Raw genomic sequence first — 19,878 nt, forward strand, 5'->3', positions numbered from 1 at the left:
GAGATTCGCTGACCCCTTATTCTGCCGGACCGCTCAGGCCTCCACGCCTGATGGTCCCGGCATACCAGAGAGCGCTCTCTTTGGGAACTCTCAGCTGCGTCCCATAGTCGACGTGGACCAGCCCGAACCGCTTGCCGTACCCCCACGCCCACTCGAAGTTGTCCATCAGCGACCAGGCGAAGTAGCCCTCCAGAGGGACCCCCGCCTCGATCGCGGCGTGGCAGGTGCGCAGGTGGGCGGCGATGTAGTCGAGGCGTTCACGGTCGTGCACGATGCCGTCGTCGTCCACGACGTCGTCGAAGGCCGCGCCGTTCTCGGAGATGACCAGCGGGATCCGCGGATATTCGCGGGCCAGCCTCACCAGGATCTCGTGCAGACCGGTGTCGTCGATCTCCCAGCCCATGGCGGTGACCGGCCGGCCGCCCTCGACGAACGACACGTGTTCGCTGCCTACCCAGGGCGAGCCGGTGTCGGTGGGGGCCGCCGCCGCCGAGGCCGCGCCGCCGGGCGTGCCGGAGACGGTGAAACGGCTGTAGTAGTTGATCAGCAGCATGTCCAGCGGGGCGGAGATGCTCTCCATGTCCCCGTCCTGGATGAATCCGCCTGTCTCACCGAGGTCCTCCAGGACGTCGGCCGGATACTCCCCCTTCAGCAGCGCGTCCAGGAAGAAGCGGTTCTGCAGGCCGTCGATCCGGCGGGCGGCGTCGGCGTCGGCGTCGGAGCCCGTCTGCGGGGTGATCGCGTACAGGTTGACGCAGCCGCCGATCCTGGTGTCGGCCCGCTGGGCGCGCATGGCCGACGTGGCGAGGCCGTGCGCGAGGAGGAGGTGGTGGGCGGCCCGCACCGACTCGGCCGGGTCGCGCCGCCCGGGGGCGTGCTCGCCGGAGGCGTATCCCAGGAACGCCGCGCACCACGGCTCGTTGACCGTGCTCCAGTTGCGCACCCGGTCACCGAGCGCCTCGTGCACGGCCGCCGCGTAGTCGGCGAAGCGCTTCGACGTGTCCCGTGACGGCCAGCCGCCCGCGTCCTCCAGGGTCTGCGGCAGGTCCCAGTGGTAGAGCGTCACCCACGGGTCGACGCCCCGCGAGAGCAGCTCGTCGACCAGCCGGCTGTAGAAGTCGAGACCCTTGGCGTTGATCGGGCCGCTGCCGTCGGGCTGGACCCGCGGCCAGGAGATGGAGAACCGGTAGGCGCCGAGGCCGAGGTCCGCCATCATCCGCACGTCGTCGCGGTAGCGGTGGTAGTGGTCGATGGTGACATCGGCGTTCTCGCCGTTGACCACCCTGCCGGGTTGCTTGACGAAGGTGTCCCAGATGGACTGGCCGCGGCCGTCCTCGGAGACGGCGCCTTCGATCTGGTAGGCGGAGGTGGCCGCGCCCCAGACGAAGTCCGTCGGGAACACCAGATCCGGCGTCTGAATCTGCGTCTTTTGCGTGGTCACGCCTTGACCGCACCTTCCATGAGGCCGCCGACGATCTGGCGGCCGAACGCGACGAAAACGATGAAGAGAGGGAGGACCGAGGCCGCCGTGCCGGTGAACAACATGACGTAGTCGGTGCCGTGGGCCTGGTTGAGCGCCGCGATCGAGGTCTGCACCACCGGGTTGTCCGGGTTCAGCACGATCAACGGCCACATGAACTCGTTCCAGCTCTGCATGAAGGTGAGCAGTGCCAGCACCGCCATGCCGGGCCGTACCGCGGGAAGCACCACGTTGGCGTAGATGCGCATGGTGGAGGCGCCGTCGACGCGGGCCGCCTCGACGAGCTCGTCCGGCACCGCCTGGGTGGTGTACTGGGTCATCATGAAGACCCCGAACCCGTTGACCAGGAAGGGCAGGATCACCGCCTGGATCTGGCCGGTCCAGCCGAGGGTCACCATCATCTCGTAGAGCGGGACGATGCCCATCTGCTGGAGCGGGACCATCATGGTCACCAGGATCAGGCCAAGCAGGATCTTGCTGCCCCGGAACCGCAGCTTGGCGAAGGCGAAGCCGGCCAGGGTGGAGATGAGCACGACCGAGAGGGTCACCGTGATCGACACGATGGCCGAGTTGATCAGGCCGGTGGCGAAGTAGGCGTCCTCGGTGGACAGGAGCCGCTGGATGTTCTCGCCGAGGTGGCCGCCCGGGAGCAGCGGCGGCGGGGTGTCGATGGCCTCGTCGTTGGTCCGCGTGGCCATGATGAACATGTAGTAGATCGGGAAGGCCGACAGCACGAGCGCGAAGGCGAGGACCACCTTCGTCAGCGGGCCCGCGTCCCAGATCCGGTTTCGGGGCTGCGAACGCGTGGAGCGCGGCCGGGTCTGAATCGCCGTCACTTTTTACCCCCGATGCGGCGGGTGAAGGAGTAGTTGATCAGTGTTCCGATGAGGATCAGCGCGAACAGCAGCCAGGCGGCCGCCGAGGCGTAGCCCATGTCGAAGTCGCGGAACGCCTCCTTGACGATGAACATGGCCACCGTCTGGTACTGGCCGGTGGCGCCGCCCGCCATCGTCGGGTTGCCCTCGAACATGACCGGCTCGGTGAACAGGGTCAGACCGCCGATGGTGGAGATGAACACGACGAAGACGAGTGTCGGGCGCAGCATCGGGACGGTGATCTGCCAGAACTGCCGCCGGGGCGAGGCGCCGTCGAGGGCGGCGGCCTCGTAGAGATCCTTGGGGATCGTCTGCATGGCGGCGAGCAGGATGATCGCGTTGTAGCCGGTCCAGCGCCAGTCGATCATCGTGGAGATGGCGATCCACGCGCTCCAGCTCTGGTTCTGCCATTCGATGGCGTCGACGCCGAACAGGCCGAGGAACCAGTTGATCATGCCGTAGTCGCGGCCGTAGAGCTGGGTGAAGACGACGGCGACCGCGACGACCGAGGTAACCAGCGGGAGCAGGACGCCGAGGCGGAAGAAGAGCCGGCCGCGGATGCGCTTGTTGAGCGCGTTGGCGATGATGAGGGCGAGGACGAGCTGCGGGATCGTCGAGATGACGAACATCCCGAGGGTGTTGACCACCGCGTTCCAGAACGCCCCGTCGGTGATCAGGTTGATGTAGTTGTCGAGTCCGAGGAAGGTCTTGTCGCCGGCGAGTTCCCAGTCGTACAGGGACACCCAGAGGGTGTAGCCGAGCGGGAAGACACCGAAGATCGCAAATAGCAGGAAGTACGGCGAGACGAGGAAGTAGGGGGTCGCCCGGAGGTCGAACCTGGCGAATCCTCTGCCGCCCCGTCCCGGACTCCGGTGCCCGGCGGTCCGGCGAGGGCCGGGCCTCCGCGCCGGAGCGGGGGTGTCGACGTTCAGGGTCATCGGTCAGCCTTTCAGCGGAGGGCAGTCGACGGGCCCGGCGGGGGGACAGCCGCCGCCGGGCCCGTGCGGGACGGGATGGGGATCAGCCCGCTGCCTTGGTGCCGGCCTCGATGAACCTGGTCCAGGCCTCCCCGTAGGGGATGGAGCCCTTGTCCATGCCCTCGAGGACCTTCTCCGCCGCGGTCTTCACCTGGGCGTGCTTCTCACCCAGGAAGACGGGCAGCAGGTCCTTGACCGAGTCGCTGAAGATCTTGCCGGTGGGCGCGTCGCTGAAGAACCCGTTCTTCATGTCGGCCACCGCCGGGTCCTGCTGTCCGGACAGGGAGCTCGGGAAGGCGCCGGCCTCCTGGAAGGCCGCGACGTGGCCCTCCTTGCCGGTGAGGTAGTTCAGGACCTCGGCGGCCTCCTTCGGGTGCTTGCTCTGTGCGGGGACCGCCAGGTAGGAGCCGCCCCAGTTGCCGGCGCCGCCGGGGACCCCCGCCACATCCCACTTGCCCTTGCCCTCGTCACCGGCGTTGCCGGAGATGACGCCGAGCATCCAGGCCGGGCAGCCCATGACGGCGAAGCCGCCCTTCTTGATCGCCGCGTTCCACTCCGGGGTGAAGGAGGCGAGCTTGGCGGTCAGGCCCGCCTCGCTGTAGGACTTCACCGTGTCGAACGAGGTCTTGATGGCCGGGTTCTTGTCGATGACGAGCTGGTTGCCGGTGTCGAAGTAGGCGATGTTGCCGTTCTTCGGCGCCTCCTGCGACAGGACCACGTTGTAGAGGGTGTTGGGTCCGTCGAGGAACTTCGGGGCGCCCTTGCCGGGGTTGGCGGCCTGGAACTTCTTGCCGATCTCCATGAAGGAGGCCCAGTCCGGCCAGAGTTTGCTGACCTCGTCGCGTTCGCCCGGCAGGCCGGCCTTCTCGAGCAGGTCCTTGCGGTAGCACATGCCCATGCCGCCGATGTCGGTGCCGAGGGCGAAGAGCTTGCCGTCCTTGTTGATGCCGTTGTCCCATTTCGCGGCGGGGAAGTCGGTCTTGCGGCTGTCCAGCCCGTACTGGGCGAGGTCCGTGAAGAACTGCGGGCGGGCCTTCATGAGGCCCATCGCGCCCTCGTCGATGCCGACGATGTCCCCGGTGCCGCTGCCGGCCTGCAGCTTCTGCAGGAGCTGGGGCAGGTAGACGTCCTCGAACCGGTCGGTCAGGTTCTGGTATTTGACCTGGATGTTCGGGTGCGCCGCGTTCCACGTCTCCACGGCCTTCTTGTAGCCGAAGTTCGCGCCGCCGCCGAAGGTGTGCACGGTGATGGTCACCGGCTCGGCGGCGGGCGCGGAGGCGCCGCCGCCGGCCGCGGACTTGGCGGGCTCGTTCGAACCGCAGGAAGTGATCGCCAGGGCGGTGGCCGCCATCACCGCGACCGCGGCGAGCTTGCCATGCCGCTTGGTGTTCAACATTACGGACCCCTCTCAGGTGGTCGCCCGAATTGATGGGAGGTGACATCGCGCATCGGTCCCCGACAAACACGATGCGCGATGGGTTAGGTTCCTCAACGTTTTTTGGGAGCGCTCCCACGAAGAGTGGACGATAGGCAACCAAGGCGTCAATATGCCGAAACTCAACCGTTACATCTGGCCTGTTCGTGGGGGATTAATGACTTGATACCTCGCAAACCTCTCAGAGAGGCGCCTGGGAGCGCTCCCATCACATAGTGACGTACCGTGACATTCCGTACGGCAGAGCCGTCGTCGGGGAAAGCGGGCATCCGGGGGCTGCGGGCGGCGGGCCCCCGGAAGGCGGCGGGCCGGACGCCGGAAAGGGGCCCGGCTCAGATGAGCCGGGCCCCTTTCGGTGCCGGTGGGCCGGCCCGTCCGGAGACGGGTGGCCGTGGTGTGCGGTGCCGGTGGGTCAGCCGCTGTAGACCGGGTAGCCGTAGCCGACGACCTGGGACTTGGGCCGGACGCGCGCCTCGACCTTGCCGTTGCCGGTGTTGCCCTCGATCGTGCTGATCGTGCCGTCGCCGTTGTCCTTCTTCACGAAGCCGACGTGGTCGATCCCGCTGATGTCCTTGCCGCCCTGCCAGTCGTAGAACACGACGGCGCCGGGCTTGGCGACGTCACCCCAGTGGCCGTTGTCCTTGAACCACTGAGCGTAGGCGACGGTGTAGGCGTCCCAGCCCATGGTGGGCCGGATGCCGGCCTGATCGCCGACCCAGGAGACGAACATCGCGCACCAGGGGGCGTTGGCGTAGTCGGCCACGTTGCCGCCGTCGCGGGCGAGGGTCTCCCTGGCTCGCGGGGAGGACATGTACCAGGACTGGAACTTCGTCCCGCCGCCCTGGGCGTTCTCCGAGATGCCGATCTGGCGGGCGGCGATGTCCAGGACCTGCGAGGCGGTGACCTTGGGCAGGCGCTCGGCCTGGAGCTCGAGAGGGGTCTTGGCGACGTTGGCGGTCTTGACGACCTCCGTCGAGGGAGCACTGAGCGGGCTGTGCCCGGCGGTCTCCGCGAGGGCCGCGGGAGCCGCGAGGGTGCCGCCACCGACGAGGATGGACGCGCCGAGAAGAATGTGGGCCAGGTTACGTGACCTGGGAGTAACGCGGTTCGTGGCCATGAGGGGGAGAACTCCTTGCTTCGCTTCTCATGCCGCCTACCGGGTTAGCTGACGGGTTCGGGCTGGGAAGTGCCCTACGGCGCGAAGGCGTCGATTCACCCCAAGAAAAGTGGTTCCCCGGTTCCGCGAGATCCGCGGATTCGGCGGCCGTGCTCATGGGGCGGAGTCATCCGCTCCGATGAAGCACGGACGGGCAATGTGATGGTGGCCGCGTAGGTCTTGGTTGACCGAGGCATTCACCAGGAATGACTCGAAACTACGTGAAAGGGACGAACAATTACAAGTAGGGCACATTGCCCTGACTTGGGAATACGCCGAAATCGAGGGGGAAGCTTTGGGGTCCCGTCAGGATCGACGACTCCGGGCCAGGCGCCCGCTCGGAGCTGGAAACGCCTATGGGGAAGGCGTTCCCGGGCGGCGGCGCCACGGCGGGGCCGCCCTGTCGTAATCTCTCCCCCGGCAGTTTCGCCATCAACGTAGATCTTTTAGATAAGGGCCTCTTCACCTGCGAAAACGCCCGTCGCGCTCATGGTTTGACCTCGGCCCAGGCATGGATCAGCGGCAGCAGCACCCTGTCGACCGTGTCCTCGACGAAAGCCTCGTCCAGTGGCCTGCCGCTGATGAGCAGCCGGTGCCAGACCAGGGCCTCGGTGACCGTCCTGATCTCGCCGGGATCCGCCTTCCCCCGCAGCTCGCCCCGCTCGCGGGCGCGGGCGAGCAGCGGGGTGGTGCCGGTGATGTCGGGGCGCGGCACGTTCTCGCGCAGGGCGGCCGCCAGTTCGGGGGTGGTGAGCATGGCCGGGAGCAGTCCGAAGACCAGACCGTGCTTCTGCTCCATGGTCCGGCAGAATCCGCCCACCGCCGCCACGAGGTCACCGCGCATCGTCCCGGTGTCGGGCGGCGGTGTGACGTCGATCTCCAGATGGTTGCAGACCAGGTCCACCACCAGGGCCTCCTTGCCCGGCCAGCGGCGGTAGATCGTGGCCTTGCTCGCGCTGGCGCGCTTGGCGATCTGGTCGACGGACATGCGGTCGAACCCGACCTCGGAGAGCAGCTCCATGGTCGCGTCGAGAATCGCCCGCTCTCGCCTGGGGTCGAGACGCAAGGTGCCTCCGGTGGGCTACGAGTGCTGTGTGATCGCCTCGAATCGTACGCCTGTGAACTCCTCCGACCTCTCCCACAGCCGCCGGGCCACGCTCTCGTCCAGCGCCCTGGGGGAGGGGGTCAGTGCCTTCAGGCCGGGACCGATGAACTGACCTCCGGTCACGCGGGGAGAGGTGGCGGCGTAGAGGGAGGGGGCCGCGCCCTTGTGCGGAGGCTTGAGCACCAGCCGGATGAGGGCGTTGAGCGGTCCGGTGAGCACGCCCAGCTTCATGATGCCGGTGGCGGTGGCGCCGGGATGGGTGGCCACACTGAGCAGCCGTCCCTCCGCCCGGCGCTGCAGTTCCAGCGTGAACAGCAGGTTGGCGAGCTTCGATCTGCCGTAGGCCGAGAACCGCCCGTAGCCACGGTCGAGGCCCAGGTCGTCGAAGTCGATCTTTCCCAGGCTGTGGGCGTCACTGGAGACCGTGACGACCCGGGCGCCCGGCCTGGCCAGGAGTTGCGGCAGCAGTAGCCCGGTCAGGGCGAAGTGCCCCAGGTGGTTGGTGCCGAACTGCATCTCGAAGCCGTCGGCGGTGGTCCGCCGGGGGATCATGCCGACTCCCGCATTGTTGATCAATATGTCGACGGGCCCGTCGACGGCGGCGGCGAACGCCCGCACCGAGCTCAGGTCGGCCAGGTCGAGCCGTCGCAGCTCGATCCGCGCGCCCGGGACCTCCGACCGGATCGCGTCCCGGGCGGCCTCTCCCTTGACGAGGTCCCGTACGGCCATCACGACCCGGGCGCCGTGCCCGGCCAGCTGCAGGGCGGTGGGAATCCCGATGCCGCCGCCGGCGCCGGTGACCACCGCGGTGGAACCGGTCAGGTCGGGGATGTCGTTCGGAGTCCACATGACGTGCTCCTCTGAGACGTGAGATTAGATGTACGAAACCGTTCCGTACACTACGGTAGGCCGTCCCGCACCGGACGCGCAAGCGGGTGTACGCGCGTGTTCACCCGTAGTTCCCGGGCGCGTAAGCCGTCCCGGTTACGGTGAGGCGGTCGTGAACGGGTCATCGCCCGGCGTGGAGGACGGTCGAGACCACGCGCGGGAGCAGAGTTCGGCCGTCGCCTGGGTGGAGTCACCGCTGCAGATGCTCTGCGCCGTGGAGGCCTGCCACGCCGGGCTGCTCGGCGCCCACGCCCGGGTGGTGCCCCGTGCGGGGCTGCGCCCGCTCGCCGTCACCGGCCGGGAGATCTCCCGGCTGGACCTTCCTCCGGGGCTGGAGATGGCACCGCCCGAACCCGAGATGCCCAGGCCCCGGCGGGGCGCGGCCTGGGCGGCCGGCGACGCCTTCTCCGGAAAGGTCCAGGCGGGCTGGCTCACCGCCCTGCCCGGCCGGATCGTGATCGTCGACGACGGCCTGGCCACCATCAGGCTCCTGGAACTGCTCACCGGCCGGATCTGGACCCCGCTGCTACGGGCCCGTGCCACCGCCGGCCCCCTGCGGGCCGCCCTCGGAACGGCCGCCGGCCTGCGGCTGCGCGCCGCCGCCCGATCCGGCAGGCTGTCGGTCTTCACCGCCCTGCCCGTCCCCGACGAGCTGGCGCGGGCCGTACGGGACAGGGGAGCGGAGCTGATCACCCACGACTTCGCCTGGCTGCGGTCACAGCCCCTGCGCAGGCCCCGTCCCGAGGAGCGCACCGTCGTGCTGGGCACCTCGCTGGTCCGCAACGGCCTGATCCACCGCGACCCCTACCTCACCTGGCTGGCCGGGCTCGGCTCCTCCGAGCCGGTGGCCTACTTCCCGCACCGCCGGGAGGACCCTCACGATCTCGCCCAGATCGGGCGACAGCCCGGTATCACCGTCTACGACGGCGGGATCCCGGCCGAGATGACCCTGCGAGGACTGGCCGCCGAACAGCGGGTGCTGAGCCTGCCCTCCACCGCGGTCACCTCCCTCCGGGTCCTGCTCTCGGCCCGTGGCGTCGCCGTGGAGACGGTGGACGTCCCCGACACGTGGTGGACCGCCCAGGCGGCTCCCTCACTCCGTTCCCATCTGTCGATGTTCGCCCATCACGACACTGGAGTCACAGGTTGAAGGTTCTGGCCGTGGCCGACTCGGATTCCTACCTGAAGTGGGCCGCCCACCTGCTCGATGATCTCCCTTCGAGCTGTACGGCGGAGCTGACGGTGATCCGTACCCCCATCACGCCCTCCCCGGCCCAGATCCGCGCGGCCGTCGCCGGCGCGGCCGCCGATCCACCCGTGCTGTCGGCCCGGGGACTGCGCCGGGCCGCCGAGCGGTTACGGCCCGATGTGGTGCTGGTCGCCTGTACCGGGCCCGTGGTGGACATCCTGGTGGGCGAGGTGCTCGCCGGCCTGGCACCGCGACCGGTGTTCGTCTCCGGGCTGCCCGGGATCTCCATCCCGGCGACCGAGAAGGCATGGGTGTTCCGCAGCGGGTGCGACCTGTTCGTCCTGCACAGCGAGCGGGAGGTCGAGGAGTTCTCGGCGCTGGGCCGTGAGCTGGGCGGGGGCGGGGCGGTGGGCCTGACCCGGCTGCCGTTCCTGAACAGCGGCGAGGACGTCCCCGTCACCGGCCCGCGTAACCGGGTGGTGTTCGCGACCCAGGCCAAGGTGCCCAGGCGCAGGGAGGAGCGCGAACGGATCCTGCTCGCCCTGGCCGAGCTGGCCGAGCGGCGTCCGGACCTCGACGTGGTGGTCAAGCTCCGTGCCCTGGACACCGAGCGGCAGACCCACAACGAGCGCCACCCCTACCAGCGGCTGTGGCAGTCGCTGACGGACGGAGGCCGGGTCCGCCCCGATGGCGTGAGCTTCGCCGCGGGGCCCATGCGCGAGCATCTGGCCCACGCGGCCGGATTCGTCACGGTCAGCTCGACCGCCGCGCTGGAGGCGATCGCCCAGTCGGTGCCCCTGCTGGTGCTGTCGGACTTCGGGGTCAGCGCAGAGATGATCAACCTGGTCTTCGAGGGCAGCGGCCTGCTCGGCACCCTGGACGACCTGTCCGAAGGGCGTTTCCGCACCCCGGAGGAGGCCTGGTGCCAGGCCAACTACTTCCACCGGCGTGGGGAGAGCGACTGGGTGTCCCAGATGGTCACGCTGGTCGCCCGGGTCCGGGCGGGACGCCTGGCCCCGGCCCGGTCCCTGCTCGACGGCCCGCAGTACGCCGCCGCGCGGCGCCGTGCCCGCCTGCGCGTCGAGGTCCCGCCCAACGTGCTGCGCGCCGGCTATCGGGCCAAGCGCCGGATGACCCGCTATCTGAAGGTCTTCGGCTGAGCCCCGGAGCCGGTCCGGGAGGCATCGGCCAGCCGGGTTCCGTCTCCGTCCGCCGTCTCCGCTTCTGGGCGTTTTAAGGGAGTGCTCGCGACAGGCGGCGGCGGAGCCTCTCCAGCGTTCCGGGCTCCTGGACGGCGGCCGCGGGGAGCAGTCCCAGAGCGGCCAGGCGCTGGCGTTTGAAGTAGCGGGCCGGCCCGTGGGCGTCCAGGTAGGCGGCGGTGGCCTGGCGCATACCGGGGTAGACCTCACTCTGCATGCAGTAGCCGACCGCTCCGACCAGCGCCGGAAGATCCACCGGCGGTGGCCCCTCCAGCGACCCGTCGGCCGACAGCCGGGGGAGCAGGGCATCGGCGATGGTGGCGGGGACGCGGTTGCTGTTCTCGTACGGCGTGAGCCGTTCCAGGACCAGTTCCCCGCCCACCGTGGCGACCGGCAGGCCGAAGCACCGCCCCGCGGTGACCAGGGCGGTGGAGAAACAACCCGTCACGAGGGCCGGTCGCAGCGCGGCGAAGCACGACTCGGCCGGAACGGCCTCTCCCACGACCGCCAGCTCCACGCCCAGTTCGCCGGCCGTCTCACGGAGCCGCTGGGCGTGCCGCCGCCCACCGGCCGGGTGGGGCTTGAACAGGACGGTCTCGGCTCCCCGGGCGGCCAGGCCGCGCAGCATCTCCGCGTGCAGCCCGGCCTCCTCCTCGGGGGTGACGATGTCCAGCGCGGACAGGTACTGGCCGAGGATCATCGGCGCACCGGCCGGCAGGCCGTCCATGCCCTGCCCGGCGACGCCGCCCCGCTCGACCACGTCAAGGAAGGCTCGGTCGGGAAGGGCCTCGGCGCGCACGCCGTACTCCGACAGCAGCAGGGGCGACAGGCCCGGTACGAGGTCGAGGTGGAGCAGCCGGGTGATCCGGCCGGAGATCTCCTCCGGGAGTGGGTCCCGGGTCGGGCCGTAGCTCATCAGGCCGTCGGAGTAGACCGTGATCGGGCAGTCCCTGACCAGCCCGGCCAGGGTCCGCGACGGGGGGACCGCGATGGACTCCAGGACCAGCTCGTCGGGGCCGTCGTCAAGGGAGAGATGGGAGCGCAGCAGGCGGCCCAGCATCGGGACCTCGATGACCCGCGCCTTCCAGTCCGACGGATGCAGCGGGGCCACGATGTCGTTCCACGACCGGACCTCGTCGAACAGCGGGCGCAGCGCGGCGAAGCCGGGGGCCTCGTCCAGGGGCGGGGTGATCTCCGGAATGGCCGCGTTGTTGGAGACCAGCAGGATACGGCGGCCCCCACGCGACCCGAAGCGACCGTCGCCGATCGCCGCCGCCAGCGTCATCGCGCCGAACAGCGTCGAGGCGTAGAACAGCTGCGTCATCGGGCCTCCAGCAGTTTCCGCAGGATCTGGTCGCGTTCCGGGTCCAGCCGGGTCTCGGCGAGCAGGCCCTCGGGCAACCGCCGCAGGGCCTCGGCTCCGCGCTGCTCGAAGCGGTCGCGGAGCTCGGGGGAGAAGCGGTCGCCCAGCTCCAGGTGGTGGGCCAGCAGTGCGCAGAACGTACGCACGGCCTTGGGCGTGAACTCGTCCTCCAGGTCCGCCAGGACCAGGTCGAAGGCGTCGAAGAAGTGCAGTTGCCTGGCGTCGCCGATCTGGGTCAGCGAGCCGGACACCATCCGCCGGTAGAAGAGCCCGGCCAGGGAGACCACCGCGAACGAGCCCGCCTGCCGGTGCAGCCGCCAGATCCACGGCCGGTCCTCGGCGGTGTGCAGGTGCCCGGGGAAGGTCAGCAGGTCACCGAGGTCGCGCCGGTAGATCCCGGCCCACGCGTAGGGGTAGTCGACCATGGTCTTCACCTCGGCGGGAAGGATGTGGTCGCGCGGCTTCAGCACCACTTCCCGGGTGGCCAGGGGGGCGCGGTGGATCACCCTCCTGCGCCCCTCCACCTGGACGTGGTCCACCCGGACGAAGTCGCAGCCGAGCCGTTCGGCCGCCCCGACCAGGTCGGTGAGATAGCCCGGCGCGAGCCAGTCGTCACCGTCCATGAAGGTCAGGTAGCGGCCCGAGGCCAGCGACGTCCCGAGGTTACGGGCGTCCGCCAGCCCGGCCGGCGTCTCGTTGCGCAGGACGACCAGGCCGGGCAGGTCGGCGCGGAAGTCCTCGATGATCTGCCCGGTCGCGTCCACCGACCCGTCGTCGACCACGATGAACTCGAATTCCCGGTGCGCGTTTCTGGCGAGCGAGGTGAGCGCGTCCGATATGTAGAGCTCGGCGTCCCGCACCGGGACGACGACGGACAGTTTGATCAAGTTTCCCTTCCCATCGAAGCCGCGACGCGCCGGCGTCGCCTTCTACAGGTCCTTCTATACGGTGACGCGGCGCAGGCGGGACTTGGGAGCCTCCTCGCCGGGGAAGACCCGCTTGACGCCGTCACCGAGGGCGGTCTCGATGATGCGGATGTCGCGGATCAGGTGCTCCAGGCCGGACGGCTCCAGCGAGGCGGCGTGGTCGGAGCCCCACATGGTGCGGTCCAGCGTGATGTGCCGTTCCACGGTCACCGCGCCCAGGGTCACCGCGGCGAGCGAGATCTGCAGGCCGCGCTCGTGGCCGGAGTAGCCGACGGGCACGCCGTACCTCTCCTGGAGGGTGCCGATCGTGCGGAGGTTGGCCTCCTCCGGGGGAAGCGGGTAGGTGGAGGTGGCGTGCATCAGCACCAGCTTGGAGGTGCCGAGGATCTCCACCGCCTGATCGATCTCCTCCAGGGTGGACATGCCGGTGGACAGGATGAGCGGCTTGCCGGTGGCGGCGAGCGCGCGGAGCAGTTCCAGGTCGGTCACGCTGGCCGAGGCGATCTTGTGGGTGACCACGTCCATGGACTCCAGGAACTCCACCGACGGCACGTCCCACGGCGAGGCGAACCAGTGCAGGCCCCGCTCCTCGCAGTACTTGGCGATCTGGGTGTACTCGTCCAGGCCGAACTCGGTCCTGATCTTGTACTCCATGTAGGTCATCTCGCCCCACGGCGTCTGCCGGATCTGGTCGCGCTGCTCCAGCGGCACGCAGATCTCCGGGGTGCGCTTCTGGAACTTGACCGCCTGGCAGCCCGCCTCCGCCGCCACGTCGATGAGCCTGCGCGCGATGTCCAGATCGCCGTTGTGGTTGATGCCGATCTCGCCGATCACGTAGACCGGCTGACCGGCGCCGACCAGCGCGTCGCCGATCTGGACCGGTTTGGCGACCGGGGTGAGCCGCAGTTCGGCGCGGGGCGCGGGGGTCGTCTCGGCCGCCGGGCGGGCCGCGAGGACCCGGTCGCACAGCTCCCGTACGGCTCCGGCCCCACCCGGCCTGGTGAGCACGGTCCGGGCGGCGGCACGGACCCGGGGATGGGCGTCGGGGACCGTGACGGGCCAGCCGACCTCGCTCATCGGGCCCAGGTCGTTGACGTCGTTGCCGATGTAGGCGACGCGGGCCGGGTCCAGCCCCTCGATGGCCAGCCAGTCGCGCAGGACGGTCCGCTTGTCGGTCAGACCCTGCAGGACCGGCACGCCGAGCTTCCGGGCGCGGGCCGCGACCACCGGGTTGTGCTCGGTGGACATGATCATCAGTTTGACCCCGGACCTGCGCAGCAGCGCGATGCCCATGCCGTCGGAGCGGCTGACCGCGACCATCTCGCGGCCGTCCTGGTCGACGTAGGCGCGGTCGTCGGTGTGCACGCCGTCGAAGTCGGTGATCACGGCGTCCACGTCGATCGGCTCGGGCTGGTCCACGAACGGCGCCAGCGCCCGGACGATCTCCAATTCCTCGGAGGTGTCGATCTCGATGGCGTGCCGTGCCGGCACCTCCTGCACCGCGACCGTGCCGAAGAAGCGGTGACCGTGCTCGCGGAGGCCCTCGGCGCGCATCACGTAGAACGCGCCGGTCTCGCGGAAGTGCGGCTCACGGTCCTGGCGGCGCGGGCGGGAGGACGGGTCGTGGTTGACGCCCGCGCCGGCGGAGCTCCAGAGGAACTCGTGCGTCTCCAGCCCGGAGAACACCACGTCGGCGGTGCCGTCGAGGACCTTGACGATGGCGGTGTCCAGGTCGGTGGGGTCGATGAACGCGCTGGTGCACTGCACCAGGACGACCACGTCGGGAGTCTCGGGCAGGTGGTCGAGCACGTGCAGCACGGCGGACTCGCTGGAGGCGGTCGCGCCGCTCAGCTCGTCGGGACGGTCGATCACGGTCGCGCCGGCTTCGCGGGCCACCGCGGCGATCTCCGCGTGGTCGGTGCTGACCACTACCTCGTCGATCAGTTCGGCGCGCACGCAGGCCTTCACCGCACGGGCGACCAGGGGAGTGCCGCCCACCACGGCCAGGTTCTTGAGGGGGACGCCCACCGAACCTCCACGGGCGGGGACAACGGCCAGGACTCGCAAGGTGACTCCTCATGACATACGGCAAAAGCCCCTGAACTGGGGTGTTTGACGAACGCTAGCCATGAGGGTGGCCGGACAGGGGTGCCTGAGCTGAACGACCAGAGTCGCCCGCCTTAACTTTCCGCGCGAGGTGGGGGCCCCAACACGGCAGGCGCCGCGGACGGCACCCAGTGCCGTCCGCGGCGCCCGTTGTCCGGGAGCGATCCCTACTCGGCGAAGTGGCCCCGCTTCTCGTCGGCGGCTTTCTTGGCCCTGTCCTTGGCCTTGTCCGCCGCCTCCTTCGCCTTACCCTTGGCCTGGTCCGCCCGGCCCTTGTTGGCCAGACTGTCGTTGTCGACCGTCTTGCCGGCGGTCTCCTTGACCTTGCCCTTGATCTGGTCGAAGTTCGTCATCGTGCTCCCCCGTGTTTCAGGACCGATTGGTTACTGCCTCTCATAGCCAGAACCACCGGGGACCAACCGCCGCTTAGCTAACCTTAAGTTACTAAATGCCACTTCATGGTAACTGAGTGTGGTGGATGGTCAGGTCGTGACGCCGATGGAGTCCATGAGCATGGGGAGCGCGCGTTCCAGGCCGCGCTGCCAGTACGGCCAGCTGTGCGTGCCGGGCCCGTAGAAGTCGACCGCCACCTCGGCACCGTCCCTTCTGGCCCGTTCGACGAACGTGACGGCCTGGTGCAGCAGAGACGCCTCCCCCTCGTCCATGGCCGTCCCGGAGGAGTCCAGCGGGCCGGGAGACCCGTCCCCGCAGGAGACGAAGAGCCGTACTCCGCGTAGCCTCCCGGTCAGGTCGGCCGGGTTGTGCGCGGCCCATTCGGGACTGCGGGGATCGCCCCAGAGCTTCCCCGCGTCCTCGCCGCTCCGGTTGAGCAGCCAGTCGACGCCGCCGTTGCCGTCACGGGTGTGCAGCACGCCGGAGAAGGAGGCGGCGGCCTGGAACATGCCCGGATGACGGGCGGCGTAGGACATCGCGCCGAACCCGCCCATGGACGGTCCCGCCACCGCCCGCCGGTCCCCGGCGCCGTAGTCACGCTCCAGGATCCGGCGGACCTCGCTGAGGTGGAAGGTCTCCCAGTCGGGCCCCTCCCGCCAGTCGGAGTAGAAGCCGACCTCACCGCCCTCCGGCATGACCACGATCACCGGATAGCGCGAGGTGAGCCCGGCGGCCTCCCCCCGGATGGCCCACGCGTCGTAGTCGGGCTGGCAGCAGGCGTTCAGCAGGTACAGCACCGGCCACGGTCCCGAGCCCGGCCGCCAGCCTTCGGGCAGCAGCACCCTGACCATGCCCTTACGGCCGAGCGCGGCGGAGGTGACCGTGAGTACGAGGTCACGCTCGCTCCGCTGCTCGACCTGGACGGCCTGCCCTCCTACGGAGATGTCGGAGTCGGAGGAGGAGAACGGGACCAGCAAGGCCAGGAGCACGGCCGCCACCGCCGCTCCGGCCAGCAGGAGCACTCCCAGACGTACGGCTGTGCGGTTCACAGGTCCATCCTGACGCTCCGTGACCCTCCCGTGAAGCTCATCCGCCCGATGAGCGGTCGGAAGACCGCATGCCGAGCCGTCTCCCGGCCCTCGGCCTCTTCTGGGAATCAGCCGGTTCCCAGGAGCGCGATGAGGGTGAGGGTGGCCATGGACAGGAAGGTGGAGAGGAGGATGGCGTCGCGGGGCAGCTCGGTGGGACGGCCGTACTCGGCGGCGTAGACGTAGGTGTTCTGCGCGGTGGGAAGTCCCGCGAACAGGACGGCCGCGAAGAGCGCGGGGCCGTCGAGATGGAGGAGGCGACCGGCCAGGAAGGCCATCAGAGGCTGGAGGAGCAGCTTGAGCGCCACCACCGGGCCGGTTGCGCGCCAGGCGATCGCCGAGCCCTTCAGGGACATGCCCAGCGAGAAGAGAGCCAGGGGCACCGCGGCGCCGCCGAGGATCTCCAGGGGCCCCGACACCGGATCGGGCAGGTGCAGGCCGAGGGCGGACATGCCCAGGCCGAGGATCGAGGCCGCCACGATCGGCGTCCGCAACGGGGCCAGCAGGGACGAGCGTTCGGCTCCGAGGCCAAGGAAGATCAGCGGGGAGACCACCAGGATCTGGAAGACCATGACCGACACCACGAACGTCGCGTCGTGCAGGACGTACAGGCCGACGGGGATACCCAGGTTGCCGGAGTTGACGTAGGCCGACGACATCGCGCCGATCACCCGGTCGGGTAGCTTGCCGCGGATCAGGGCAAGCGCCGGCAGCCCGACGGCGAAGGTGCTGAGGGCGAAGGCGAGCAACGGGCGCGGCTGGATCTGGCCGAGCGGGGTACGGCTGAGCGTGGTGAACAGTACGGCCGGCATCGCGATGGTGAACGCGAACTCCGTGAGCGCCCGCTGGACATGCCCGCTCGCCACTCCGAAACGGGCGGCCAGCCAGCCGAGGGCACCAATGATCCAGATCGGGGTGAACGCCGCAATGATCGCCTGCACCCGGCACACCGTAGCCGGACCCGGCCCCTGGTCACGTCCGGGCCTCCGCCGGCCGGTTCTCGCCGACAGCATCGGGAAGCCCGCTCCGATCACCGATGAGGTGGAGAAGATCCTCGGCCGTCCCGCACACACCTACGCCGAGTGGGTCGCCGACGACGTCGCCGCCTTCCGGGGCTGACAAGGAGGGCGGCGCGGCGGTTCATGCTGACCTGCCGGGGTACGCCCGTGCCGCCGGGCCATCTCACGGATGGCGGGAAAGGGCAGGCGAAGGGAGACGGTGATGCGCGGGCTGGTGTGGATGAAGGATGAGGGCGCCGAATACGCGGAGGTCGACTTCGCGCAGGAGATGACGGCGGTCGGTGTGGCGATCGGCGCGGATCCGGTGCCCTACCGGCTGGAGTACACCCTGCGCACCCTTCCCGGGCACATCACCGAACTGCTCACCGTACGGGCTCACGGCGCGGGCTGGTCCCGGGCCCTCGACCTGCGCCGCTCCACCCAGGGCATCTGGTCGTGCGAGACCAAGGAGGAGGGGCACCTCGGCGGGCCGCCGCCGGGCGGGGACGTGAACGTCCTGAACGACGCGCTCGACTGCGATCTCGGGCTCTCGCCGCTGACGAACACCATGCCGGTCCTCCGCCACGGCCTTCACCGGGCCGGCGGGCACGTCGACCTCGTCATGGCCTGGGTCGAGGTCCCCTCCCTGCGCGTGATCCATTACCCGCAGCGCTACACCCACGTCCGTCCCAACGTCGTGCGCTACGAGAGCGAGGGCTTCAGCGCCGACCTCACCCTCGACGACGACGGTGTCGTCGTCGACTATCCGGGGCTGGCGAAGCTGATCACCCCCTGACGGCCCGTGGCCGCCGCCGCGACGCCAGGCGGTGGGCACGGGCCGTTGAGCCGGTCCGGCCGCCGTGGAGGGTGTTATCCGGCCAGGAGGTGCCGGTAGGCCGGTTCCAGGCCCGCCTCGGCGAGGATGCCGGCACCGGCGGTCTCACCGAGTGCCTGGTCGAAGCCGTCCTTCGGCAGCGTGCTGTTCTTCTCATAGACAACGCCCTCGGGCAGCGCGTCAAGGCCGATGGGGTCGGCGTCCCAGAAGTTGCCGGTGTAGACGACGTTCTCCAGCGGCGGCCAGACCTGGAGCACGGCCGTGTTGTCGCCACGGCAGACCACGTTGCCCTCGACCGTCGCCCACGCCGTGCCGTAGTCGGTGTAGAGCCCGAAGTTGTACGGCGTCAGCGTGTCGCGGATGACGTTGCCGCGCACGACCGTCCGGTCCGCGCCGGAGGTCCCCTGGCTGCTGGAGAGGTAGATCCCGCCGCCGTCGGCCAGCACGCCCATCGTGTTGAAGGTGAGGTTGTGCAGGATGCGGCCGCCGTACGCGTCCTCCCCTCCGTTGATGACGATGCCGCAGTGCGGCACGTCGTTCACCTGGTTGTGCGCCACCGCCGAGTTCTGCGTCGCCGTCAGCGAGATTCCGGGCGAGCCCGAGTACTCCTGCCCGACGTGATGGATCCAGTTGTTCTCGACGCGGTTGCCGTGGTTGCCCTCGGGGGCGGTGGCCGCGCCGATGGAGACGCCGCCGCCGGAGATGTCGTCGAACACGCTGCCGAGCACCGTGTTCTCCCGGCTGCCGCCGGAGAACCGCAGCGCGGTCGCGCCCAGGCGGGTGAAGCGGCACCCCTCGACGGTGACATGCTCGCAGTTCTCGAAGACGACGTTGGCCGGGATCGCCGCCGACTCCTGCGGCACCGTCACCCACGCCTGCCCGTCGGCGAAGGTGACCTTCTCGATGGAGCCGCCCTCGTAGTAACCGTTCCCGTGATAGTGCAGGAACCCTTCGGGGCGGCCGGGGCGGAGCCAGGTGGCGTCGGCGAAGGTGACGCCCCTGAAGGAGACCCCGCGCGTGCGCCTCGCGTGGACCAGGGTCTGCAGCGCCGGGGCGACGACCCGGGCCCGCTCCGGGTCCTCGCCGGGGCGCGGCAGGTAGTACAGGACGTGCTCGCCTGGCGTGGACCGGTCGAGGGCGAACGTGCCGGGCCGGCTGAGGAAGGTCGCGCTGTTCTCGACGGAGGAGGGGGCGCCGGGGCCGTGAGACTCGGCGCCCTCCCAGGCGGAGTTGTAGAGGTCGTCGGCCCAGCCGAAGGCCGGCTGGGCCATCGTGATCGTGGTCGACCGCTCGTCGCCCGAGATGTCCGCCACGCTCAGGCGCGCCTCCGTCCACGGGTAGAGGCCCCGGTAGACGAACTCGATGTCCGCCGGACTCCGCCAGGACTGGGGGACCGTGCTGTCGGTGACATAGCCCGACTCTGTCCTGGTGACCGTGCCGGGGATGCCGTCGAGGGTGGCCCGCTCGGCACGGCGGCCGTCGACGGAGAGCCGGCGGGTGTCGAGGTCGCCCACCTCGGCCCGCCACAGCTCCCCCTCCCGCCGCCAGCCGGAGATCGCCCGGCCGCCGCTGATCACGACCTCCTCCCGCTCGGGGGTCCCGTGGCCGTGGGCCTGGTAGGTCACTCCGGAGTCGTCCTCGGTGAGGTCGAACGTCGATGTCAGGGTGTAGGTGCCGGCGCGGAGGCTGACGACGACGTCGGAGGGGAGGGTGCGGGCGTGGTCCCTCGCCCGTTCCAGGGTGGCGAACGGCTGCTCGGACGTGCCGGGCCAGAGATCGTTACCGGTGGGGGCGACATAGAGTCGGGTCATGAACGGCTCCGATGTTTATGGCGTATACAATGGTGTGCATCATAAACACGGAAA

18 protein-coding genes and 1 riboswitch are annotated in these 19,878 nt (G+C 69.7%); of the genes, 4 read left to right on the forward strand and 14 right to left on the reverse strand.

What is annotated here, in order from left to right:
- Positions 1–16: 16 nt before the first annotated feature.
- The 7 genes from FHR32_RS39205 to FHR32_RS39235 all read right to left on the reverse strand — a co-directional run bounded on the left by FHR32_RS39205 (position 17) and on the right by FHR32_RS39235 (position 7,877).
- Positions 17–1,441 (reverse strand): GH1 family beta-glucosidase, encoded by a 1,425-nt coding sequence (locus FHR32_RS39205; RefSeq protein ID WP_184759645.1) that lies wholly within the window; start codon positions 1,439–1,441, stop codon positions 17–19.
- Positions 1,438–2,316, reverse strand: coding sequence for a carbohydrate ABC transporter permease (locus tag FHR32_RS39210; RefSeq protein ID WP_184759647.1), 879 nt, complete (start codon positions 2,314–2,316; stop codon positions 1,438–1,440). The genes FHR32_RS39205 and FHR32_RS39210 overlap by 4 nt, the downstream gene beginning before the upstream one ends.
- Complete coding sequence (locus FHR32_RS39215; protein WP_184759649.1) at positions 2,313–3,293, reverse strand: carbohydrate ABC transporter permease; 981 nt, start codon at positions 3,291–3,293, stop codon at positions 2,313–2,315. Before FHR32_RS39215 ends, FHR32_RS39210 begins: the two co-directional genes overlap by 4 nt.
- An 82-nt stretch (positions 3,294–3,375) precedes the next feature.
- The gene (locus tag FHR32_RS39220) at positions 3,376–4,728 is read right to left on the reverse strand and encodes an ABC transporter substrate-binding protein (protein ID WP_184759651.1); all 1,353 of its coding nucleotides are present in this window, start codon (positions 4,726–4,728) and stop codon (positions 3,376–3,378) included.
- Positions 4,729–5,179: 451 nt separating this feature from the next.
- Positions 5,180–5,884, reverse strand: a complete 705-nt coding sequence (locus tag FHR32_RS39225) for a CHAP domain-containing protein (protein ID WP_184759652.1) — start codon at positions 5,882–5,884, stop codon at positions 5,180–5,182.
- A 19-nt stretch (positions 5,885–5,903) separates the two neighbouring features.
- A riboswitch (cyclic di-AMP (ydaO/yuaA leader) is annotated at positions 5,904–6,040 on the reverse strand.
- Between the two features lie 370 nt (positions 6,041–6,410).
- Complete coding sequence (locus FHR32_RS39230; RefSeq protein WP_184759654.1) at positions 6,411–6,989, reverse strand: TetR/AcrR family transcriptional regulator; 579 nt, start codon at positions 6,987–6,989, stop codon at positions 6,411–6,413.
- Positions 6,990–7,004: 15 nt separating this feature from the next.
- Positions 7,005–7,877: an oxidoreductase gene (locus FHR32_RS39235; RefSeq protein WP_184759656.1), complete on the reverse strand. Its 873-nt coding sequence runs from the start codon at positions 7,875–7,877 to the stop codon at positions 7,005–7,007.
- A 151-nt stretch (positions 7,878–8,028) separates the two neighbouring features.
- Between FHR32_RS39235 and FHR32_RS39240 the strand changes: the two genes are divergently transcribed.
- Together FHR32_RS39240 and FHR32_RS39245 are read left to right on the forward strand one after the other, a co-directional pair.
- Positions 8,029–9,066: a hypothetical protein gene (locus FHR32_RS39240; RefSeq protein WP_184759658.1), complete on the forward strand. Its 1,038-nt coding sequence runs from the start codon at positions 8,029–8,031 to the stop codon at positions 9,064–9,066.
- A gap of 11 nt (positions 9,067–9,077) precedes the next feature.
- Positions 9,078–10,265: a DUF6716 putative glycosyltransferase gene (locus FHR32_RS39245; RefSeq protein WP_312882910.1), complete on the forward strand. Its 1,188-nt coding sequence runs from the start codon at positions 9,078–9,080 to the stop codon at positions 10,263–10,265.
- Between the two features lie 73 nt (positions 10,266–10,338).
- Here the strand turns inward: FHR32_RS39245 and FHR32_RS39250 are convergent, their stop codons facing one another.
- The 6 genes from FHR32_RS39250 to FHR32_RS39275 form a co-directional block, all read right to left on the reverse strand.
- Positions 10,339–11,628 carry a polysialyltransferase family glycosyltransferase gene (locus FHR32_RS39250; RefSeq protein ID WP_184759662.1) on the reverse strand — a complete coding sequence of 430 codons (1,290 nt, stop codon included), beginning with the start codon at positions 11,626–11,628 and terminating at the stop codon, positions 10,339–10,341.
- A complete protein-coding gene (locus tag FHR32_RS39255) occupies positions 11,625–12,554 on the reverse strand; it encodes a glycosyltransferase family 2 protein (RefSeq protein WP_184759664.1) in 930 nt (309 codons plus the stop codon). Before FHR32_RS39255 ends, FHR32_RS39250 begins: the two co-directional genes overlap by 4 nt.
- A 54-nt stretch (positions 12,555–12,608) precedes the next feature.
- Positions 12,609–14,660 carry an N-acetylneuraminate synthase family protein gene (locus FHR32_RS39260; RefSeq protein WP_184759665.1) on the reverse strand — a complete coding sequence of 684 codons (2,052 nt, stop codon included), beginning with the start codon at positions 14,658–14,660 and terminating at the stop codon, positions 12,609–12,611.
- A 206-nt stretch (positions 14,661–14,866) separates the two neighbouring features.
- Complete coding sequence (locus tag FHR32_RS39265; protein WP_184759668.1) at positions 14,867–15,052, reverse strand: CsbD family protein; 186 nt, start codon at positions 15,050–15,052, stop codon at positions 14,867–14,869.
- A gap of 129 nt (positions 15,053–15,181) precedes the next feature.
- A complete protein-coding gene (locus FHR32_RS39270) occupies positions 15,182–16,141 on the reverse strand; it encodes an alpha/beta hydrolase (protein ID WP_184759670.1) in 960 nt (319 codons plus the stop codon).
- A gap of 107 nt (positions 16,142–16,248) precedes the next feature.
- A complete protein-coding gene (locus FHR32_RS39275; RefSeq protein ID WP_184759672.1) occupies positions 16,249–17,121 on the reverse strand; it encodes an AEC family transporter in 873 nt (290 codons plus the stop codon).
- On the opposite strand from FHR32_RS39275, the gene FHR32_RS39280 reads away from it, so the two are divergent.
- Positions 17,108–17,299, forward strand: a complete 192-nt coding sequence (locus tag FHR32_RS39280; protein ID WP_184759673.1) for a hypothetical protein — start codon at positions 17,108–17,110, stop codon at positions 17,297–17,299. The genes FHR32_RS39275 and FHR32_RS39280 overlap by 14 nt on opposite strands.
- A 102-nt stretch (positions 17,300–17,401) precedes the next feature.
- A complete protein-coding gene (locus FHR32_RS39285) occupies positions 17,402–17,974 on the forward strand; it encodes a putative glycolipid-binding domain-containing protein (RefSeq protein ID WP_184759675.1) in 573 nt (190 codons plus the stop codon).
- A gap of 74 nt (positions 17,975–18,048) precedes the next feature.
- On the opposite strand, the gene FHR32_RS39290 is transcribed toward FHR32_RS39285, so the two are convergent.
- Positions 18,049–19,824, reverse strand: coding sequence for a right-handed parallel beta-helix repeat-containing protein (locus FHR32_RS39290; protein ID WP_184759677.1), 1,776 nt, complete (start codon positions 19,822–19,824; stop codon positions 18,049–18,051).
- Between the last annotated feature and the right edge of the window lie 54 nt (positions 19,825–19,878).

The organism is Streptosporangium album (assembly GCF_014203795.1).
Lineage (GTDB): Bacteria > Actinomycetota > Actinomycetes > Streptosporangiales > Streptosporangiaceae > Streptosporangium > Streptosporangium album.